The organism is Actinomadura pelletieri DSM 43383, assembly GCF_003634705.1.
In the GTDB taxonomy this organism is placed as follows: Bacteria; Actinomycetota; Actinomycetes; order Streptosporangiales; family Streptosporangiaceae; genus Spirillospora; species Spirillospora pelletieri.
On sequence record NZ_RBWU01000005.1, the window covers coordinates 597,621 to 613,418 of the forward strand.

The following is a 15,798-nucleotide window of genomic DNA, read 5'->3' on the forward strand; positions in this document are numbered from 1 at the left end:
ATAAGGGGCGGTGTGTCGCGAGATCGATCTCGCCGTTACTCTCCGTTTGCTCGGGCTTCTCGAACGCAGGAATCTTACGGAGAGAAAGTCACGGCCGACTCAAGTGCGTCGGGGAAATGCCTGTTTGCGCTCGGCGAGCCAGCGGGTGCGCAGGCCGCCGGGGACGTCCTCGACGGTCAGGGCGTAGCAGATGTGGTCGCGCCAAGCGCCGTCGATGTGCAGGTGGCGGCGGCGAATTCCCTCCTCGCGGAATCCGAGTTTTTCGACGACCCGGCGGCTCGCGGTGTTCTCGGGGCGGATATTCGCCTCCAGGCGATGGAGTCCGACGGTGAAGAAACAGTGGTCGACGGCGAGGGCGACCGCGGTGGGAATGACTCCGCGGCCGGCGACCTGCCTGTCGATCCAGTAGCCGATCTGGGCGGAGCGGGCCGAGCCCCAGACGATCGCGCCGATGGTGAGCTGCCCGGCGAACTGGTCGTCGTAGGTGACGACCCAGGGAAGGGCGAGGCCTTGGCGGGCCTCGCGGCGCATGGTGTGGACCATGCTCAGGTACGGGCCGAGGCCGCTGCGGAAGAGCGGCGTCTCCGGGTTGGTGGGCTCCCAGGGGCGGAGCCAGTCGGCGTTGCGTACGCGCAGTTCACGCCAGGTGGCGGCGTCGCGATGCCGCAGCGGGCGTAGCCCGACGGAGCCCTCGGTCAGGGTGACAGGCCATCCCCGCAAGCGTTCCACGCTTCCATGATTCCCTGGTCGGACGTCTGGACGCCATCAATTGTTCCCGAGAAATCGGGCACGCGGGACGTTCGTTCACACTCGATGCCCGCGTCTCATCACCCAGTCGACGCGGAAGTCGTCGTCCAGGACGACGAGATCGGCGTCCTTGCCGGGTTCCAGGGACCCGATCCGCGTGTCCAGGCCGAGGGCGCGGGCGGGGGCGCGGGACGCGGCCTCGGCGGCTTCGTGGACGGGCACGCCGAGGTTGACGACCGTTTGGCGGAACGCGTCCGCCATCGTGATGACGCTGCCGGCGAGGGACGTCCCGCCGGCGAGGACCGCGCTGCCGTCGCGGACCTCCACGTCCATCACGCCGAGGCGGTAGTCGCCGTCGGGCATTCCGGTCGCCGCCATCGCGTCGGTGATCAGCGCGACGCGGGACGCTCCGGCGGTGGTGAACGCCATCCGGGCCACGGCGGGTTCCACATGGACGCCGTCGTTGATCAGTTCGATGGTGACGCGCGGGTCGTTCAGGGCGGCGGCCACCGGGCCGCCCTCCCGGTGGTGCAGCGGCCGCATCGCGTTGAACAGGTGCGTCGCGACGCGTGCTCCCGCGTCGAACGCGGCCCGTGCCACGGCGCCGGGGGCGTCGGTGTGGCCGACGGCGGCGATCACGCCGGTGTCGGCGGCCTCCTTGATCAGGTCGAGCGCGCCCGGGAGTTCCGGTGCCAGGGTGATCATGCGGAGGTGGCCGCGGGCGAGGCGGCGGAGGCGGCGGAACTCGTCGAGGTCGGGGGTCCGCAGCAGCGCGGGGTCGTGCGCGCCACGGCGGTCGTGCGCGAGGTAGGGGCCCTCCAGGTGGACGCCCGCGATCACGTTGTCGTCCGCGAGTTCCGCGAGACCGGCGACGGCGGCGCCGAGTTCGTCCGGGTCGCCGGAGACGAGGCTCGCGATCGTGGTCGTGGTGCCGTGCGCGAGGTGGAACGCCGCCGCGCGCCGCGCCTCGTCGGGGCGTCCGAGCTGGTAGGAGGCGCCTCCGCCGCCATGGACGTGCATGTCGACGAAACCGGGGACGACATACCGGCCGCCGAGGTCGATCGTTTCGCCGGAGGCCGTGGCGGATGTGGTGATCTTGCCGTCCGCGATGTGCAGATCGCCGTGGTGGACGCCGTCCGGCAGGACGATCCGGGCGTCGGTCAGGACGGTCATCGATGATCTCCTTCGGCGGTGGGGGCGCCTAGGCGCGGGGGTGGTCGCCGCCGTTGATCTGGTCGACGGCGTGGACGAGGACGCGGCCGAGGACCGCCATGCCGTCACGGACGCCGCCGGTCGAGCCGGGCAGGTTGACGATCAACGTGCGGCCCGCGACGCCCGCGACGCCCCGGGAGAGGATCGCGGTGGGCACCACGGCGTGTCCCTCCAGCCGGATCGCCTCGGCAATGCCCGGAATCTCCCGTTCGATCACTTGGCGTGTCATTTCGGGGGTCCGGTCGGTGGGGGTGAGGCCGGTTCCGCCGGTCGTCACGACCACGTCGTAGCCGGAGGCGACCGCGTCCCGCAGTGCGTCGGCGACCGATTCGCCGTCGGGGACGATGATCGGGCCGTCCACCTGGCAGCCGAGGTCCTCCAGCAGGGCGGCGAGGACCGGCCCCGACTTGTCCGCGTAGACGCCCGCCGCGGCCCGGTTCGACACGGTCACCGCCATCGCTTTGATCATCGTCTTGCTCATCGCCGCCACGTTCCGGTCTTGCCGCCGGTCTTCTCCTCGACCCGCACATCGGTGATCACGGCGGCGGGGTCGATGGCCTTGACCATGTCGACCAGCGCGAGGGCCGTGACGGAGACGGAGGTCAGCGCCTCCATCTCCACGCCCGTCCGGTCGGCGGTGCGGGTGACGGCCGTGATCGCGACGCCGTCGTCCCGGACCTCCAGGTCGACGGTCACGCCGTGCAGCGCGATCGGGTGGCACAGCGGGACCAGGTCCGGGACGCGTTTCGCCCCCATGATCCCGGCTATGCGGGCGACGGACAGGGCGTCCCCCTTGGGAACGTCCCCGGCGCGCAGTAGGGCGACGCAGGCGCTCGACAGACGAACGAACCCCGTCGCCGTCGCCGTACGGGACGTGACGTCCTTCGCCGACACGTCGACCATGCGGGCCGCGCCCGAGTCGTCCAGGTGGGTGAATTCGGAGCCCATGGCACTCATGACGGCAACCTCATGACCTCCACGTGGGAACCGGCGGGGACGGTTTCGACGTCCTCGGGCACCTCGATGAGCGCGTTCGCCGACGCGAGCGAGCCGAGCTGGTGAGAACCCTGCGTTCCGGCCGCCGTGACCGTGTACGAGCCGTCGCTGAAGGACAGTTCGCCGCGCAGGTAATGGCGGAGCCCCGACGGTGACTTCACGTCCTCGGCCAGGACGGCGCGCACCTTCGGCAGTGGTTCGGGCGGCAGCCCCTGCATGGCGCGCAGTGCGGGACGGACGAAGACCTGGAACGAGACGTAGGCACTGACCGGGTTCCCAGGGAGGGTGAACACGGGTGTGCCTTCCAGGAGGCCGAACCCTTGGGGCTTGCCGGGACGCATCCGCACCTTGTGGAAACCCACCGTCCCCGTTCCGGACAGCACTTCCTTGACCACGTCCCGGGTGCCCATGGACACGCCGCCGGTGGTGACGATGGCGTCGGCGCGGGCGAGCTGGTCTTCGAGCATCTCCATTACCCGGCCGGGCTCATCCTCCACGGTGGCCTGCCGGTAGCCCACTCCCCCGGCCTCGACGACGGCGGCGGTGAGCATGTAGGCGTTGGACTCCCAGATCTGGCCGGGGGCGAGCGGTTCGCCCGGCTCGCGCAGTTCGTCCCCCGTGGCGACGACCACGACACGCGGACGCGGACGGACCGTGACCCTCGACCGTCCCACCGCGGCGATCATTCCGAGCTGCGGGGCGGCGAGCCGTGTGCCCGCGGGCACGACGATCTGACCGGCGGAGACGTCCTCGCCCGCCCGCCGGATGTAATGGCCGGGCGGCGCGGACCGCGAGATCAGGACCGTGGCGTTGCCGCCGTCCGTCCACTCCACCGGGATGACCGCGTCGGCGCCCACCGGCAGCGGCGCGCCCGTCATGATGCGGGCGGTCAGACCGGGCCGGATCGCCGACACGCCGGTGTCGCCCGCGGCGATGTCCCCGACGACGGGCAGCGCGACCGGATCCGCCTCGGTGGCCGCCGCGATGTCGGCGGCGACGACGGCGTAACCGTCCATGGCGGAGTTGTCGAACGGCGGCAGCGGAACCGGCGCGGACACCGGCTCCGCCAGAACCGCGCCCTGTGCCTCAAGCAGCGCCAGGTCGAGCGGCGGCAGGACCGCGACGCTGCCGAGGATGTCCGCCAGGTGCTCGTCAACCGTTCTCATGCCGTCCCATGCCCACGGTGTCCTCCGCTCACGGTGTGCTCATGCTCACGGTGTCACACGAGGTCAGGCGTCGCCCGCCTTGCCGTGTTCGTTGACGAACTCGCGCAGCCACGGCAGGAACTCCGGCGCCAGGTCGGGACGTTCCGCGGCGAACTGGACGACCGTGCAGAGGTACTCCAGCTTGTTGCCGGTGTCGTAGCGGCGCCCGCGGAACTTGACGCCGTAGACGCCCCCGCCCTGCTCGGCGGGCATGTCGGCGAGGGTGCGCAACGCGTCCGTCAGCTGGATCTCGCCGCCGCGCCCAGGCGGGGTCTTCTCCAGGACGTCGAACACCGCCGGGTCGCAGACGTACCGGCCGATGATGATCCAGTTGCTCGGTGCCTCCTCGACGGAGGGCTTCTCGACCAGGTCGGAGATCCGGACGACGTCGTCCTCGTCGGTCGCCTCGATGGCCGCGCACCCGTACGCCGAGACGTGGTCGGGCTCGACCTCCATCAGCGCGACCACGCTGCCGCCGAGCCGCCGCCGCACCTCGATCATGCGGTGCAGCAGCTTGTCACGGGAGTCGATCATGTCGTCGCCGAGCAGCACCGCGAACGGCTCGTCCCCGACGTGCTGGCGGGCGCAGTGCACCGCGTGTCCGAGCCCGCGCGGCTCCCCCTGCCGCACATAGTGCATGATCGCCAGGTCGCTGGACTCGTGGACCGCCTCGAGCCGCTCCTGGTCGCCCTTGGCGCGCAGGGCCTCCTCCAGCTCGTACGCCCGGTCGAAGTGGTCCTCGATGGACCGCTTGCTCCGTCCGGTGACCATCAGGACGTCGCTGAGCCCGGCGTCGACCGCCTCCTCGACGACATACTGGATCGCCGGTTTGTCGACGATGGGCAGCATTTCCTTGGGCGTCGCCTTGGTGGCGGGCAAGAATCGGGTACCGAGACCGGCCGCCGGGACGACGGCCTTGAGCACAGGTGCAGAGTGGGCCATAGACAGACCCTAGCCATCCGTGAGGACAGCACGTGCACGACATCGCTTCGAAGGCTCGACTACGGGCCGACCTGCTCGCACGACGCGCGGCCATGCCGCCCGAAGCCCGCGCCGCGGCCGGACGGTCCATCCGGGACGCGTTGCTGACGGTCCCGGAGGTGGAGATGGCCGGAACCATCGCGGCATACGTCTCGATCGGGACGGAACCGGACACGCGCGGTCTGCTGTTCGCGCTGTGGAAACGCGGCGCGTACGTGCTGCTCCCCAAGCTGTTGCCGGACGGTGATCTCGACTGGGCGTCGTACGAGGGGCCCGACTCGCTCGTCCCTGGGCCACGCGGGTGTCTGGAGCCGTCCGAACCGCCCCGCGGACCGGACGCGGTGGCCAGCGCGGACGTCGTCCTCACCCCGGCGGTCGCGGTCGACCAGACCGGCATGCGCCTCGGACGCGGCGGCGGATCCTTCGACCGCGCGCTCGCACGTGTCGGACCGGCGATCCTGACCGTGGCACCGCTGTACGAGACGGAACTCCTCCCGGCGCTGCCCTCCGAACCCCATGACCAGCGAGTCCGCGCCGTCGTGACACCGGCCGGGGGCTTCGTACGGCTCGGGTGAGCCGTCAGGCTCAGTTCAGCGGTCAGCTTCTGTGGGTGGTCGGTCTTAGGTGGGCCCTCAACCTCAGGTGAGCAGCCAAGCTCAGGGAGCCGTCAAGCGCCGGCAAACACAGCGAGTCGGATGAGGAGCCATGCCCAGGTGAGCAACCAGGCTCAGAGAGCCGTCAGTCTCCGGGGAAGCGGCCAAGGTCGGGTGAGCCGTCGAACTGAGGCAGGCGATCAAGCTCAAGGTCAGTGCGTCGCTCTGAGTCTGGGGCGGTAGGGCCTTCTTGCAGGACCGAGGCGCACGTCGTTTGGGTTGTTCGTCTCCGCGACGCCGGGATGTGGCGTGCCCGGGGGCGGACCGTGGCGGGTGCCCCTCGCGGCGCCCTTGGTGGAGTGTCCCCCTGGCGCGGTCGCGGCGGTCCGTCCCGTCACAGGTGCAACTTCCGGCAAGGGTGAGCGACAACGTCACCGTCGACGTTATGGGACATGACGTGCAAAACATGCTCAACAGGGTAAATGCGCAGGTCAGACGGCGTTGAAGAGCGCGTACGGCGGCCGTCACTGAACCACAGGTATGCGATCGGCCACCGAATCTGTAGGATTCCTAAACGATCAACTTCGTCGACCCGAAGGGCGGGATGTGCATCTCGACATCTGGCTACTCCTCGGGTCCGCGCTCGTACTCTGTGCCATCGTTGCGGTCCGACTGTCGCACAAGGCTGGGCTCCCCACCCTCCTGGCGTACATGGGCCTCGGCCTGTTCATCGGCGAGTCCGGCCCCCTCCACATCAACTTCGACAATGTCGAACTCGCCGAGACGCTCGGCCTGGCCGCACTCGTCCTGATCCTGGCGGAGGGCGGTGTCACCACCAGTTGGCGGCACGTCCGCCCGGCGGTTCCCGCCGCGCTCAGTGTGTCCACGATCGGCACACTGATCAGCATCGTCGTGGTCGCGCTCGCCGCCATGTGGCTGGTCGGACTGGAATGGCAGGCCGCGTTCCTGCTCGCCGCCGTCCTCGCCCCGACCGACGCCGCCGCCGTGTTCTCCGTGCTACGGCGGCTGCCGTTGCCGTCCCGGCTGAGCGGGCTGTTGGAGGCCGAGTCCGGCTTCAACGACGCCCCCGTCGTGATCATTGTGGTGACGCTCAGCGCGCACGCGAGCGCGCCCAACATCGCCGAACTCCTCGGCGTGATGGTGTACGAACTGGTCGCGGGCGGCATCCTCGGCGTCGCCATCGGCTGGCTCGGCGCCCAGGGTCTGCGCCGCATCGCGCTGCCCGCGTCCGGCCTCTACCCGATCGCGGTGCTGTCCTTGTCGATCGGGTCCTACGGCGCGGCGACCCTCCTGCACGCCAGCGGCTTTCTCGCCGTGTACGTCAGCGCCGTCGTCCTCGGCAACGCGCGGCTCCCGCACCGTCCCGCCACACGCGGTTTCGCCGAAGGCGTCGGCTGGCTCGCCCAGATCGGACTCTTCGTGATGCTGGGCCTGCTGGCCTCGCCCAGCGAACTGCCCGGCCAGATCGTGCCCGCGCTTGTGATCGGGTTCGTGTTGCTGCTGATCGCCCGTCCCCTGTCGGTGTGGCTGTCGACGATCGGATTCAAGTTCTCATGGGGCGAGAAGATGTTCGCCTCGTGGGCGGGGTTGCGTGGCGCCGTTCCGATCGTCCTCGCCACGATCCCGATGGTGGAACACGTCGAAGGCTCCGACCGGCTGTTCGCGATCGTCTTCAACATCGTCGTGGTGTTCACCCTCCTCCAGGGACCCACTCTGCCCTTGGCGGCCCGTCTCTGCCGGTTGAAGAGTGACGAGCAGACCCGGGAGCTGGACGTGGAAGCCGCTCCCCTGGAGGAACTGCACGCAGACCTGCTGGAGGTCCGGATACCGGCGGACTCCATGCTGAGCGGTGTCGAGATATTCGAGTTGCGGTTGCCGCCGGGCGCGTCCGTCACCCTGGTCGTACGGAACGGGTCGAGTTTCGTCCCAGAACCCACCACGCCCCTGCAGGCCGGCGACACCCTGCTGGTCGTGACGACCACCGCCGTACGGGACGCCGCCGAGCGCCGCCTCCGCGCCGTCAGCCGAAAGGGACGGCTGGCGGGTTGGTTCGGCGAGACGGGCACCTGAACCATGTTTTCGACGTCATCTCCCCCCAGGCTGTTCCTTGGACGACATGTCTACGACCGGCCAGGGAAGAGACCGGGGGGCGAATACTGTTCCAACCATCGGTACCATTAGCAGTCGTCAAGAGTGAGTGCCAGCCCGGGCGGCCGGGCTGAGTCAGCGAGGAGGAACCGTGCCGACGTATCAGTACGTTTGCACCGAGTGCGGCGAGCCTCTCGAGGTCGTGCAGAAGTTCAGCGACGACGCGCTGACCGAATGCCCGGCGTGCGACGGCAAGCTCCGCAAGGTCTTCTCGGCGGCCGGGATCATTTTCAAGGGCTCCGGGTTCTACCGCACCGACAGCCGCGGCTCGGGCAAGTCCTCGACGGTGGGGGCCTCGTCCAACGGTTCGTCCTCGGGGAACGGGTCGTCCAAGTCGCACGCCTCCTCGTCGTCTTCGTCCTCCTCTTCCTCGTCCGGTGGCGACTCGTCGTCGTCCTCGGGCACGTCCTCCTCGTCTTCCTCCGAAAAGGTCGCCTGACCTTCAAGGAACCTCCGGCAACCGGAGGCGGCCCACCGGACCAGAGTCCGACCGGGCAGCCTCCGGCTTCAGCCATTGCCCGCCCACGCCCCGGGAAGCTTCTACGACCAGCCAACGCGTGAAACTCGTCGGTGACCGGGGACGCGGCGCTGTTTCGGCAGAACTCCCACGACCGGCAACTCTGTAGCGCCTAAGCAGGCTTCGGGAACAGGCGGCCATCGTCCAACGGGCGACCGGAAGTGGAACGTACGGCGACACCTTGTGAAGTGAGGCGACCTCGCTGATGGCCTGGCTGCGCAGGCGAGCGCTCCCGACGGCTCATTGAGACACGCCCCCGCCGCACGCGCCGCCCCCTCTCCGCATTGCCGCAACTGAAACCATCCGTCGCTCCAGCACTACCACCCCACCAGCGCGCCCCGCTTCTGCCACACCATGCGCGCAGGACGTGGACCCCCAGCCGTCCGTTTCGCCTGCTCTGGCGCGGGTCACAACGTCCTAAAAAGGTAATTTCGGACGACCGTGGCGCAGGTCACAGCGGCCACTACATCTCAAGGGGTATAGGCGCGGACACCCCTTGCCCCCAAGGGAGTAGCCCGTTTCCCATCTCTCGCCGGAGGCAGAGTGTCAGACCCGTTGGAGACCATTGAGAGGACGGGGATGGCTGGGACGCACCGTTCCAGTTGACAACACTCTCGATAGTAGAGAGACTCTCTTCTAGAGAAGCAATGCCACATCGGCGTGGGAAATTTCGCGATACTACTTGACATGTCTCGGCGATCGAGACACTGTGGGCCAACGCGATATATCTTGATCGCCAGGATGCACAGGAGAGGAACATGAGCGAACAGAGCCCGGCTCCACCCAGATCTCGGGGCCACCGCCTGGCCGCGGTGATCGCTGGTCGGCGCACCAAGTGGGCGGTCCTGGCCCTGTGGGTTGTCCTGCTGGTCGCCCTCGGTCCGCTGGCCGGCAAACTCGGCGATGTCGAGAAGAACGACGCCGCGTCCTGGCTACCCGGCGGGGCCGAGTCGACGCAGGTCGTCGAGCTTGAGAAGCAGTTCCGCAAGGACGAGATCATGGTCGCGGTCGTGGTCTACGAGCGGTCCGGCGGAATCACCCCCCAAGACCGCGCGAAGGCCGCCTCGGACGTCGCCGTGTTCGAGAAGCTGCCCGGCGCGCAGAAGGCGCAGGGACCGTTCCCGTCCCAGGACGGCAAGGCCCTTCAGACGCTGGTCCCCCTCACCGACGAGGACCCGATCGAGGCGGTCGAGGACGCGCGTGAACACGCCAAGCGCGGCCCGCCCGGACTGACCACGCACGTCACCGGCCCCGGCGGCATGGCCGCCGACCAGTTCAAGGTGTTCGAGACCATCGACGGCTTCCTGCTCATGGCAGCGGGCAGCGTCGTCATCGTCCTGCTGCTGCTCATCTACCGCAGTCCCGTCCTGTGGATCGTGCCCGTACTGAGCGCCCTGTTCGCCCTGGGGCTCGCCCAGTCGTTGGTGTACCTGCTCGCCAAGTACGGGGACCTCACCGTCAACGGACAGAGCGCCGGTATCTTGACGGTCCTTGTGTTCGGTGTGGCCACCGACTACGCGTTGCTGCTCGTCGCCCGCTACCGGGAGGAACTGCACCGGCACGAGGACAGGCACGAGGCCATGGCCTTCGCGCTGCACCGGGCCGGACCGGCGCTCATCGCGTCGGCCGCCACCGTCGCCGTCGGTCTGCTGTGCCTGATGCTCGCCGAGCTGAACTCCACCGCGGGCATGGGTCCCGTCGCCGCGGCGGGCATCGTCACCGCACTCGCCGCGATGACCACGCTGCTGCCCGCCCTGCTCATCATCTTCGGCCGCTGGCTGTTCTGGCCGCTGATCCCCCGGTACGACGCCAAGTACCTGGAGCCGGAGGCGTACGAGGCCGAACACGGCATCTGGAGCCGCGTCGCCGGTCTGGTCGGGAAGCGTCCGCGGATGCTGTGGGCCGTCACCATGCTCGGCCTGATCGTCCTCACCTTCGGTCTGGGCTCGCTCAAGGCCGACGTGCTGTCCGACGCCGGGCAGTTCACCGGAAGCCCCGACTCGATCAAGGGCTCGGAGGTCGTCTCCCGGCACTTCGCCGCCGGATCGGGCGCACCGGCCGTCGTCATCGGCAAGGCGTCGGCGTCCGGCCAGATCGCCGAGGCGGTCCGCGGCACACCCGGTGTCGCCGAGGTCGGCCCGCCCGCCACCGCGAACGGGCTGGTCAAGTACGAGGCGGTGCTGAAGAGCTCGGCCGACAGTGAGGCCGCGCGCACCACCATCGACGGGCTGCGCGCCAATGTGCACAAGGTGCCGTCCGCGGACGCGAAGGTCGGCGGCATGACCGCCACGGCCCTCGACATCAAGCGGGCGGCCACCCGCGACAACAAGGTGATCATCCCGATCGTGCTGGGCGTGGTGTTCCTGATCCTCATCGCGCTGCTGCGCGCCGTCGTCGCGCCGCTGCTGATGATGGGCACCGTCGTGCTGTCGTTCCTCGCCTCGCTCGGCGCCTGCGCGCTGATCTTCGACTACGGCTTCGGGTTCGAGGGCGTCGACTCCGGGTTCCCGCTGCTGGCGTTCATCTTCCTGGTCGCGCTCGGGGTCGACTACAACATCTTCCTGATGCATCGCGTCCGGGAGGAGTCGCAGATCCTCGGCACGCGCCGCGGCATCCAGCGCGGGCTCACCGTCACCGGCGGTGTGATCACCTCGGCGGGTCTGGTCCTGGCGGCGACGTTCGCCTCCATGATCACGCTGCCGCTGGTGTTCATGGTCGAGATGGGCTTCGCGGTCGCGTTCGGTGTCCTGCTCGACACCATCATCGTCCGGTCCCTCCTGCTTCCGGCCCTGTCATACGACATCGGTCGGCGGATCTGGGCGCCGGGCCGTCTCGCCAAGGAGGAACCGTCCGAGGACCAGGCCAAGGTGCTTGACCCGGTCGGCTGACGCCGCACAGTCCCCCGGCTTCGGCCGGGACGGGGAAGGGAAGGGGCCCGGCCACGCCGCCGGGCCCCTTCTCGGTGAGTTATCCACAATCGGCGGACGGCTGACGGACGCCGACCCGGGGTGGCTAGTGTCGGCGCCATGCCCACTCAGCCTTCCGGTTCCCAACCCGTCGCCGAGATCGCGGTCATCGGCGGCTCCGGCTTCTACTCGTTCCTCGACGACATCGAGGAGGTACGGGTCGAGACCCCGTACGGTCCGCCGAGCGACACGATCGCGGTCGGCGAACTGGCGGGCCGCCGTGTCGCGTTCGTCCCCCGGCACGGCCGCGACCACCGGTTCCCGCCCCACAAGATCCCGTACCGGGCCAACCTGTGGGCGCTGCGTTCCCTCGGCGTCCGGCAGGTACTTGCCCCGAGCGCCGTCGGCTCCCTGACCCACGACCACGGTCCCGGCACACTCGCCATCCCCGACCAGCTCGCCGACCGCACGTCCGGACGGGAGCAGACCTTCTACGACGACGGCGCGGTCCACGTCTCGTTCTCCGACCCGTACTGTCCGACGGGCCGCCGCACCGCCGTGACGGCCGCCCGCGCCTCCGGCTGGGAACCCGTCGACCGCGGGACCCTCGTCGTCATCGAAGGGCCGCGTTTCTCCACCCGAGCCGAATCCCAGTGGTTCGCCGCCCAGGGCTGGACGCTGATCGGGATGACCGGCCACCCGGAGGCCGTCCTCGCCCGCGAACTGGCGCTCTGCTACACCCCGCTGTGCCTCGTCACCGACCTCGACGCGGGCATCGAGGAGGGCGACGGCGTCACGATGGAAGAGGTGCTCCGCGTCTTCGGCGAGAACATCGGCCGCCTCCGCGCCCTCGTCGCCGACATCGTCCAGGCCCTGCCCACCGACCGCCCATGCCCGTGCCCGAACGTCCTGGACGGCATCAAGCTGCCCCTGGAGCTTCCGTGAACGTCCGGTCGACCCGCCTGCGGCGTCCCCTGGCGGCCCTGTTCGCCGCGGTCGCCACCGGGCTCGCCCTACTGGCGCTGCGCCCCGCCGCACCACCGTCCGTCCGCGTCCTCGCCGCCGCCCGCGACCTCCCCGCCGGGACGACCCTCACCCCGTCCGACCTGCGACCCGTGCAACTCCCTCCCCCGTCCGTCCCCTCCGGCGCCTTACGCTCCGGCGGGACGGGCCGCATCCTCGCGGCCCCCATGCGCAAGGGCGAGCCCCTCACCGACGCCCGCGTCGTCGGCGCCGCCCTCCTACGCGGCCACGCCCCCGGCACGGTCGCCACCCCCGTCCGTATCGCGGACGCCGACGCCGTCCGCCTCGTCCGCCCGGGCGACCACATCGACGTCCTGACCGCCCCACGGGACCCGGCCCCCTTCCAGGGGCAGGCCCGAATCGTGGTCTCCGCGGTCCCGGTACTCGCCGTTCCGTCCCCACACGAGAACGGCACCCACGAGGGAGCCCTGGCGGTCCTGGCCACCGACCGCGCACAGGCCGCAGCCCTGGCAGGAACCACCACCCCCCTCTCCCTAACAATCACCAACCGCTCCCACTAACAGCACCCAAGAACCCCACCCACCACCACGCACAAGCCACAGCCCAACAGAAACCACCTCCCTAACGACCAAGCCCAAACCAGCACCCACACAAGAACACCGATGCCCCACCCACCAACCACCCGAAAGCCACAACTCCGACAGGAACCCACACTCCCAACACACCAACCACGCCCCCATCCCGCCCTAGTCACCACCGACCGCCCCCACCGGCCAAGCCCAACACCAGCACCCACAAGACACCGACGCCCCATCCACCAACCACCCGAAAGCCCACAGCTCCGGCAGAGACCCACCGGACTCCGGACGCCAGCCGCGCGGTCCCCGTCCGGAACTGACGATCGTCGGCCAACAGGGCTTAAGTTCCCACGTCATGCGCCCTGTCGAGCCCTCCTCCGACTTGGCGAACCCCACGGGACTTCATTACGATCCGTAGCCGTTCTTGCGCTCTCTCGCATTCCCGACCCCCTGGAGCCCCGGCATGAGCGGATTCAAGAAGTTCCTCTTCCGCGGAAACCTCGTCGATCTCGCGGTCGCGTTCGTCATCGGAGCCGCGTTCGCAGGCCTCGTGAAGGACTTCGCCAACTCCTTCATCACGCCGCTGATCGCACTGATCGGTGGCAAGCCCGACTACACCCGCCTGTCCGTCACGATCAGCGGCACACAGTTCCCGTACGGAATCTTTCTGACCTCGGCCATCGCCTTCACCATCACGGCCGCGATCGTGTACTTCCTGGTGGTGCTGCCAACGACCAAACTCATCGAGCGCATGGACCGCGGCAAGCAGGCCACCGAACGCGACTGCCCGCACTGCCTCAGCGAAATCCCGATCAAGGCCACCCGCTGCCGCTACTGCACCGCCGAAATAACCCCCACCGCCGAACCCACCTACTAGGTGTTGCTGGCCATGACGTTGGTAGCGCTCGTGCGGAGGCGTGAGGCTGAAGAACGGTTATCGGTGGCGGTCTGAGGCCGGTCGTAGTTGTAGTGGATGTTCCAGACCGCGATCGTCCGGGCTCGCTCTCCTTCAGTGTGTTCGGCCCGTTCCGAGGTCCACTGGCGGGCGTAGAGGAGTTCCTCGGCGAGGATGCGCTGGTAGCGTCGTCCAACCTTGCCGTTGTGCCAGGGTGTGTAGGGCTTGGTCCGCTTGTGCTGAGAGGCCCGCGAGGTCAGGGAGCGCACGAGGGCCGCGGCGCTACCGGCTCTTCCACTCGGGCAGGCAGGCGCGGGAGACGCCGGTCTCGGCGGCCACGTGCGCGATGGGGCGGCTGCGGCGGCGCTTCATAAGCCTTCCGCGTCCCTCGATGTTCAAGGAGGCGTTCGCATGCGTCACTGGAGCACCTCGGCGGGTCGGCCGGTCGCGATCACAGTGCGGAGGGGGAACGCGATGAGCAGCGCGACAGCGACCAGGAGCCCGCTGGCCCACAGCGGCCCGAGGTCCCCGGCCGCGCTGAGGGTGGTCGCGGCGACGAGTGGTCCGACGGCGGCGCCCACGTTGAGTGCCGCGGTCGCATACGAGCCGGCCATGGTGGGGGCTCCAGCCGCCTCGTAGAGGACCCGCGTGATCAGCGTGCTGCCCAGCGCGAACGACAGCGCGCCTTGAACGAACACGAGGGCGAGCAGCGCTACCGGCTCGTCAGCCAGCATGGCCAAGGCCGGCCAGCCGACGAGCAGTAGCGGACCACCGACCTCGAGGACTAGGGCAGGGCGCCGGTCGGACAGCCGTCCGGCGACGGTGACGCCGACGAAGGAACGGCACCGAAGAGCACCAGGGCGACAGAGATCCACAGCTCGCCCAGCCCGGCGGTGTCGGTCACAACGGGGGCGAGGAAGGTGAAGCTTGCGAAGGTTGCCGAGTTCACCAGCGCCCCGAGCAGCATGACCAGCACCAATCGGGGACTTTTGAGCTGGGCGAGCTCCGTTCGCAAGGTTGGCCCGCCGGTCGCCGCTTCCTTCACACGTCCCGCTGGGATCCCCTTCAGGATGCCGAGAGCTGCGGGCAGGCAGAGGGCGGCGACAGCCCAGAACGTGGCCCGCCAGCCGAGCAACGTGCCGAGTACCGACCCGCCAGGGACACCGGCGATCGTGGCCAGCGTCGTGCCCGACAGCAGCACGGCCAGCGCACGTCCCTTCTTGTCGGGCGCGACCAGCGTTGCGGCAGCCGTCAGAGCGACGGCAAGGAACCCTGCGTTCGCGAGCGCGGCGACGACCCGGGTAGCGAACAGGACCGGGAAGCTCGTGGTGTTGGCGCCCACGGCGTGAGCTGCCGCGAAAGTGAGAATGAACCCCAGAAGGCTGGAGCGACTGGGCCAGTCGCGGGCAAGCGCGGCCACAAGAGGAGCACCGACGATCATGCCGATCGCGAAGGCCGGGGTGAGCAGGCCCGCTGTCCCGACTGTGATGTCGAGATCCGAGGCGATGTCCGGCAAGAGGCCGGCGAGCATGAACTCCGAGGTGCCCATGGCGAAGACCGCCATGGCAAGCAGGTACAGCGGGTAAGGCATCGAGTGGCTCCGAGGTGAGGAGAAGCACGAGAAGGTCATCTCGTCACCGCGGCCAGCCCCAAGGGCGCACTCGTCCCACCACAGAAGCGGCGCGACGGCAGGGGCTACGAGCTCAGTGGTTCAGGGGCTGACGGCGTGACCGAAAGCCCCCACCTTGTCCGACTCGGGACTCGACATGGCCCGCACGCTACCCGACCAGTGCCCATCGAGGCACCTCGGTTTCACCGGCGTGGCCTGCGCCACCAACGTCATGTCCCGCAACAACCAGGGCATGTCCCAACCGGGATGAGCGAAGGGAGGTCCCCAGTCACAGGGGTCACCGACCAAAGACCCCTGAGGGGATCTCACAGCCGTCCCAGCGGCGAAGACTCCGTTCGACCCGACCGATGCACGGCGAGCATTCCTCGATCCAATGCCGCCAGTG

General features: G+C 69.2%; 14 protein-coding genes and 2 pseudogenes. 7 read left to right on the top strand and 9 right to left on the bottom strand.

Annotation, left to right across the window (positions count from 1 at the left end):
- Positions 1-99: 99 nt before the first annotated feature.
- The 6 genes from BZB76_RS24515 to galU form a co-directional block, all read right to left on the bottom strand.
- Complete coding sequence (locus BZB76_RS24515; RefSeq protein WP_246007163.1) at positions 100-729, bottom strand: GNAT family N-acetyltransferase; 630 nt, start codon at positions 727-729, stop codon at positions 100-102.
- Positions 730-804: 75 nt separating this feature from the next.
- On the bottom strand, positions 805-1,920 hold the full coding sequence (gene nagA / locus BZB76_RS24520; RefSeq protein ID WP_121436728.1) for an N-acetylglucosamine-6-phosphate deacetylase: 1,116 nt from the start codon (positions 1,918-1,920) through the stop codon (positions 805-807).
- Positions 1,921-1,948: 28 nt separating this feature from the next.
- A complete protein-coding gene (locus BZB76_RS24525; protein WP_246007164.1) occupies positions 1,949-2,440 on the bottom strand; it encodes a MogA/MoaB family molybdenum cofactor biosynthesis protein in 492 nt (163 codons plus the stop codon).
- Positions 2,437-2,907 (bottom strand): cyclic pyranopterin monophosphate synthase MoaC, encoded by a 471-nt coding sequence (gene moaC / locus BZB76_RS24530; RefSeq protein ID WP_211343182.1) that lies wholly within the window; start codon positions 2,905-2,907, stop codon positions 2,437-2,439. The genes BZB76_RS24525 and moaC overlap by 4 nt, the downstream gene beginning before the upstream one ends.
- 5 nt (positions 2,908-2,912) lie before the next feature.
- A complete protein-coding gene (gene glp, locus BZB76_RS24535) occupies positions 2,913-4,121 on the bottom strand; it encodes a molybdotransferase-like divisome protein Glp (protein WP_121436730.1) in 1,209 nt (402 codons plus the stop codon).
- Between the two features lie 63 nt (positions 4,122-4,184).
- On the bottom strand, positions 4,185-5,102 hold the full coding sequence (galU, locus tag BZB76_RS24540; protein WP_121436731.1) for a UTP--glucose-1-phosphate uridylyltransferase GalU: 918 nt from the start codon (positions 5,100-5,102) through the stop codon (positions 4,185-4,187).
- Between the two features lie 32 nt (positions 5,103-5,134).
- On the opposite strand from galU, the gene BZB76_RS24545 reads away from it, so the two are divergent.
- The 7 genes from BZB76_RS24545 to BZB76_RS24575 all read left to right on the top strand — a co-directional run bounded on the left by BZB76_RS24545 (position 5,135) and on the right by BZB76_RS24575 (position 13,765).
- Positions 5,135-5,716, top strand: a complete 582-nt coding sequence (locus tag BZB76_RS24545) for a 5-formyltetrahydrofolate cyclo-ligase (protein WP_121436732.1) — start codon at positions 5,135-5,137, stop codon at positions 5,714-5,716.
- A 624-nt stretch (positions 5,717-6,340) separates the two neighbouring features.
- Positions 6,341-7,825 (top strand): potassium/proton antiporter, encoded by a 1,485-nt coding sequence (locus tag BZB76_RS24550; protein WP_121436733.1) that lies wholly within the window; start codon positions 6,341-6,343, stop codon positions 7,823-7,825.
- Between the two features lie 169 nt (positions 7,826-7,994).
- Positions 7,995-8,342, top strand: a complete 348-nt coding sequence (locus BZB76_RS24555; protein WP_121436734.1) for an FmdB family zinc ribbon protein — start codon at positions 7,995-7,997, stop codon at positions 8,340-8,342.
- A gap of 836 nt (positions 8,343-9,178) precedes the next feature.
- Complete coding sequence (locus BZB76_RS24560; protein WP_121436735.1) at positions 9,179-11,308, top strand: MMPL family transporter; 2,130 nt, start codon at positions 9,179-9,181, stop codon at positions 11,306-11,308.
- A 138-nt stretch (positions 11,309-11,446) separates the two neighbouring features.
- Positions 11,447-12,271 carry an S-methyl-5'-thioadenosine phosphorylase gene (locus tag BZB76_RS24565; protein ID WP_121436736.1) on the top strand — a complete coding sequence of 275 codons (825 nt, stop codon included), beginning with the start codon at positions 11,447-11,449 and terminating at the stop codon, positions 12,269-12,271.
- Entirely contained in the window at positions 12,268-12,870 is a 603-nt protein-coding gene (gene cpaB, locus BZB76_RS24570) for a Flp pilus assembly protein CpaB (protein WP_246007165.1), read from the top strand. Before BZB76_RS24565 ends, cpaB begins: the two co-directional genes overlap by 4 nt.
- Before the next feature lie 481 nt (positions 12,871-13,351).
- Positions 13,352-13,765 carry an MscL family protein gene (locus tag BZB76_RS24575; RefSeq protein ID WP_121436738.1) on the top strand — a complete coding sequence of 138 codons (414 nt, stop codon included), beginning with the start codon at positions 13,352-13,354 and terminating at the stop codon, positions 13,763-13,765.
- Here BZB76_RS24575 and BZB76_RS24580 read toward each other — a convergent pair.
- From BZB76_RS24580 to BZB76_RS24585, 3 genes and pseudogenes are all read right to left on the bottom strand, one after another.
- Positions 13,762-14,025: pseudogene (locus BZB76_RS24580) on the bottom strand (integrase core domain-containing protein); the annotation flags it as partial. The gene BZB76_RS24575 and the pseudogene BZB76_RS24580 overlap by 4 nt on opposite strands.
- Before the next feature lie 40 nt (positions 14,026-14,065).
- The gene (locus tag BZB76_RS34925) at positions 14,066-14,203 is read right to left on the bottom strand and encodes a leucine zipper domain-containing protein (RefSeq protein WP_170180731.1); all 138 of its coding nucleotides are present in this window, start codon (positions 14,201-14,203) and stop codon (positions 14,066-14,068) included.
- Positions 14,200-15,374: pseudogene (locus BZB76_RS24585) on the bottom strand (Cmx/CmrA family chloramphenicol efflux MFS transporter). Before BZB76_RS24585 ends, BZB76_RS34925 begins: the two are co-directional and overlap by 4 nt.
- Positions 15,375-15,798: the final 424 nt, after the last annotated feature.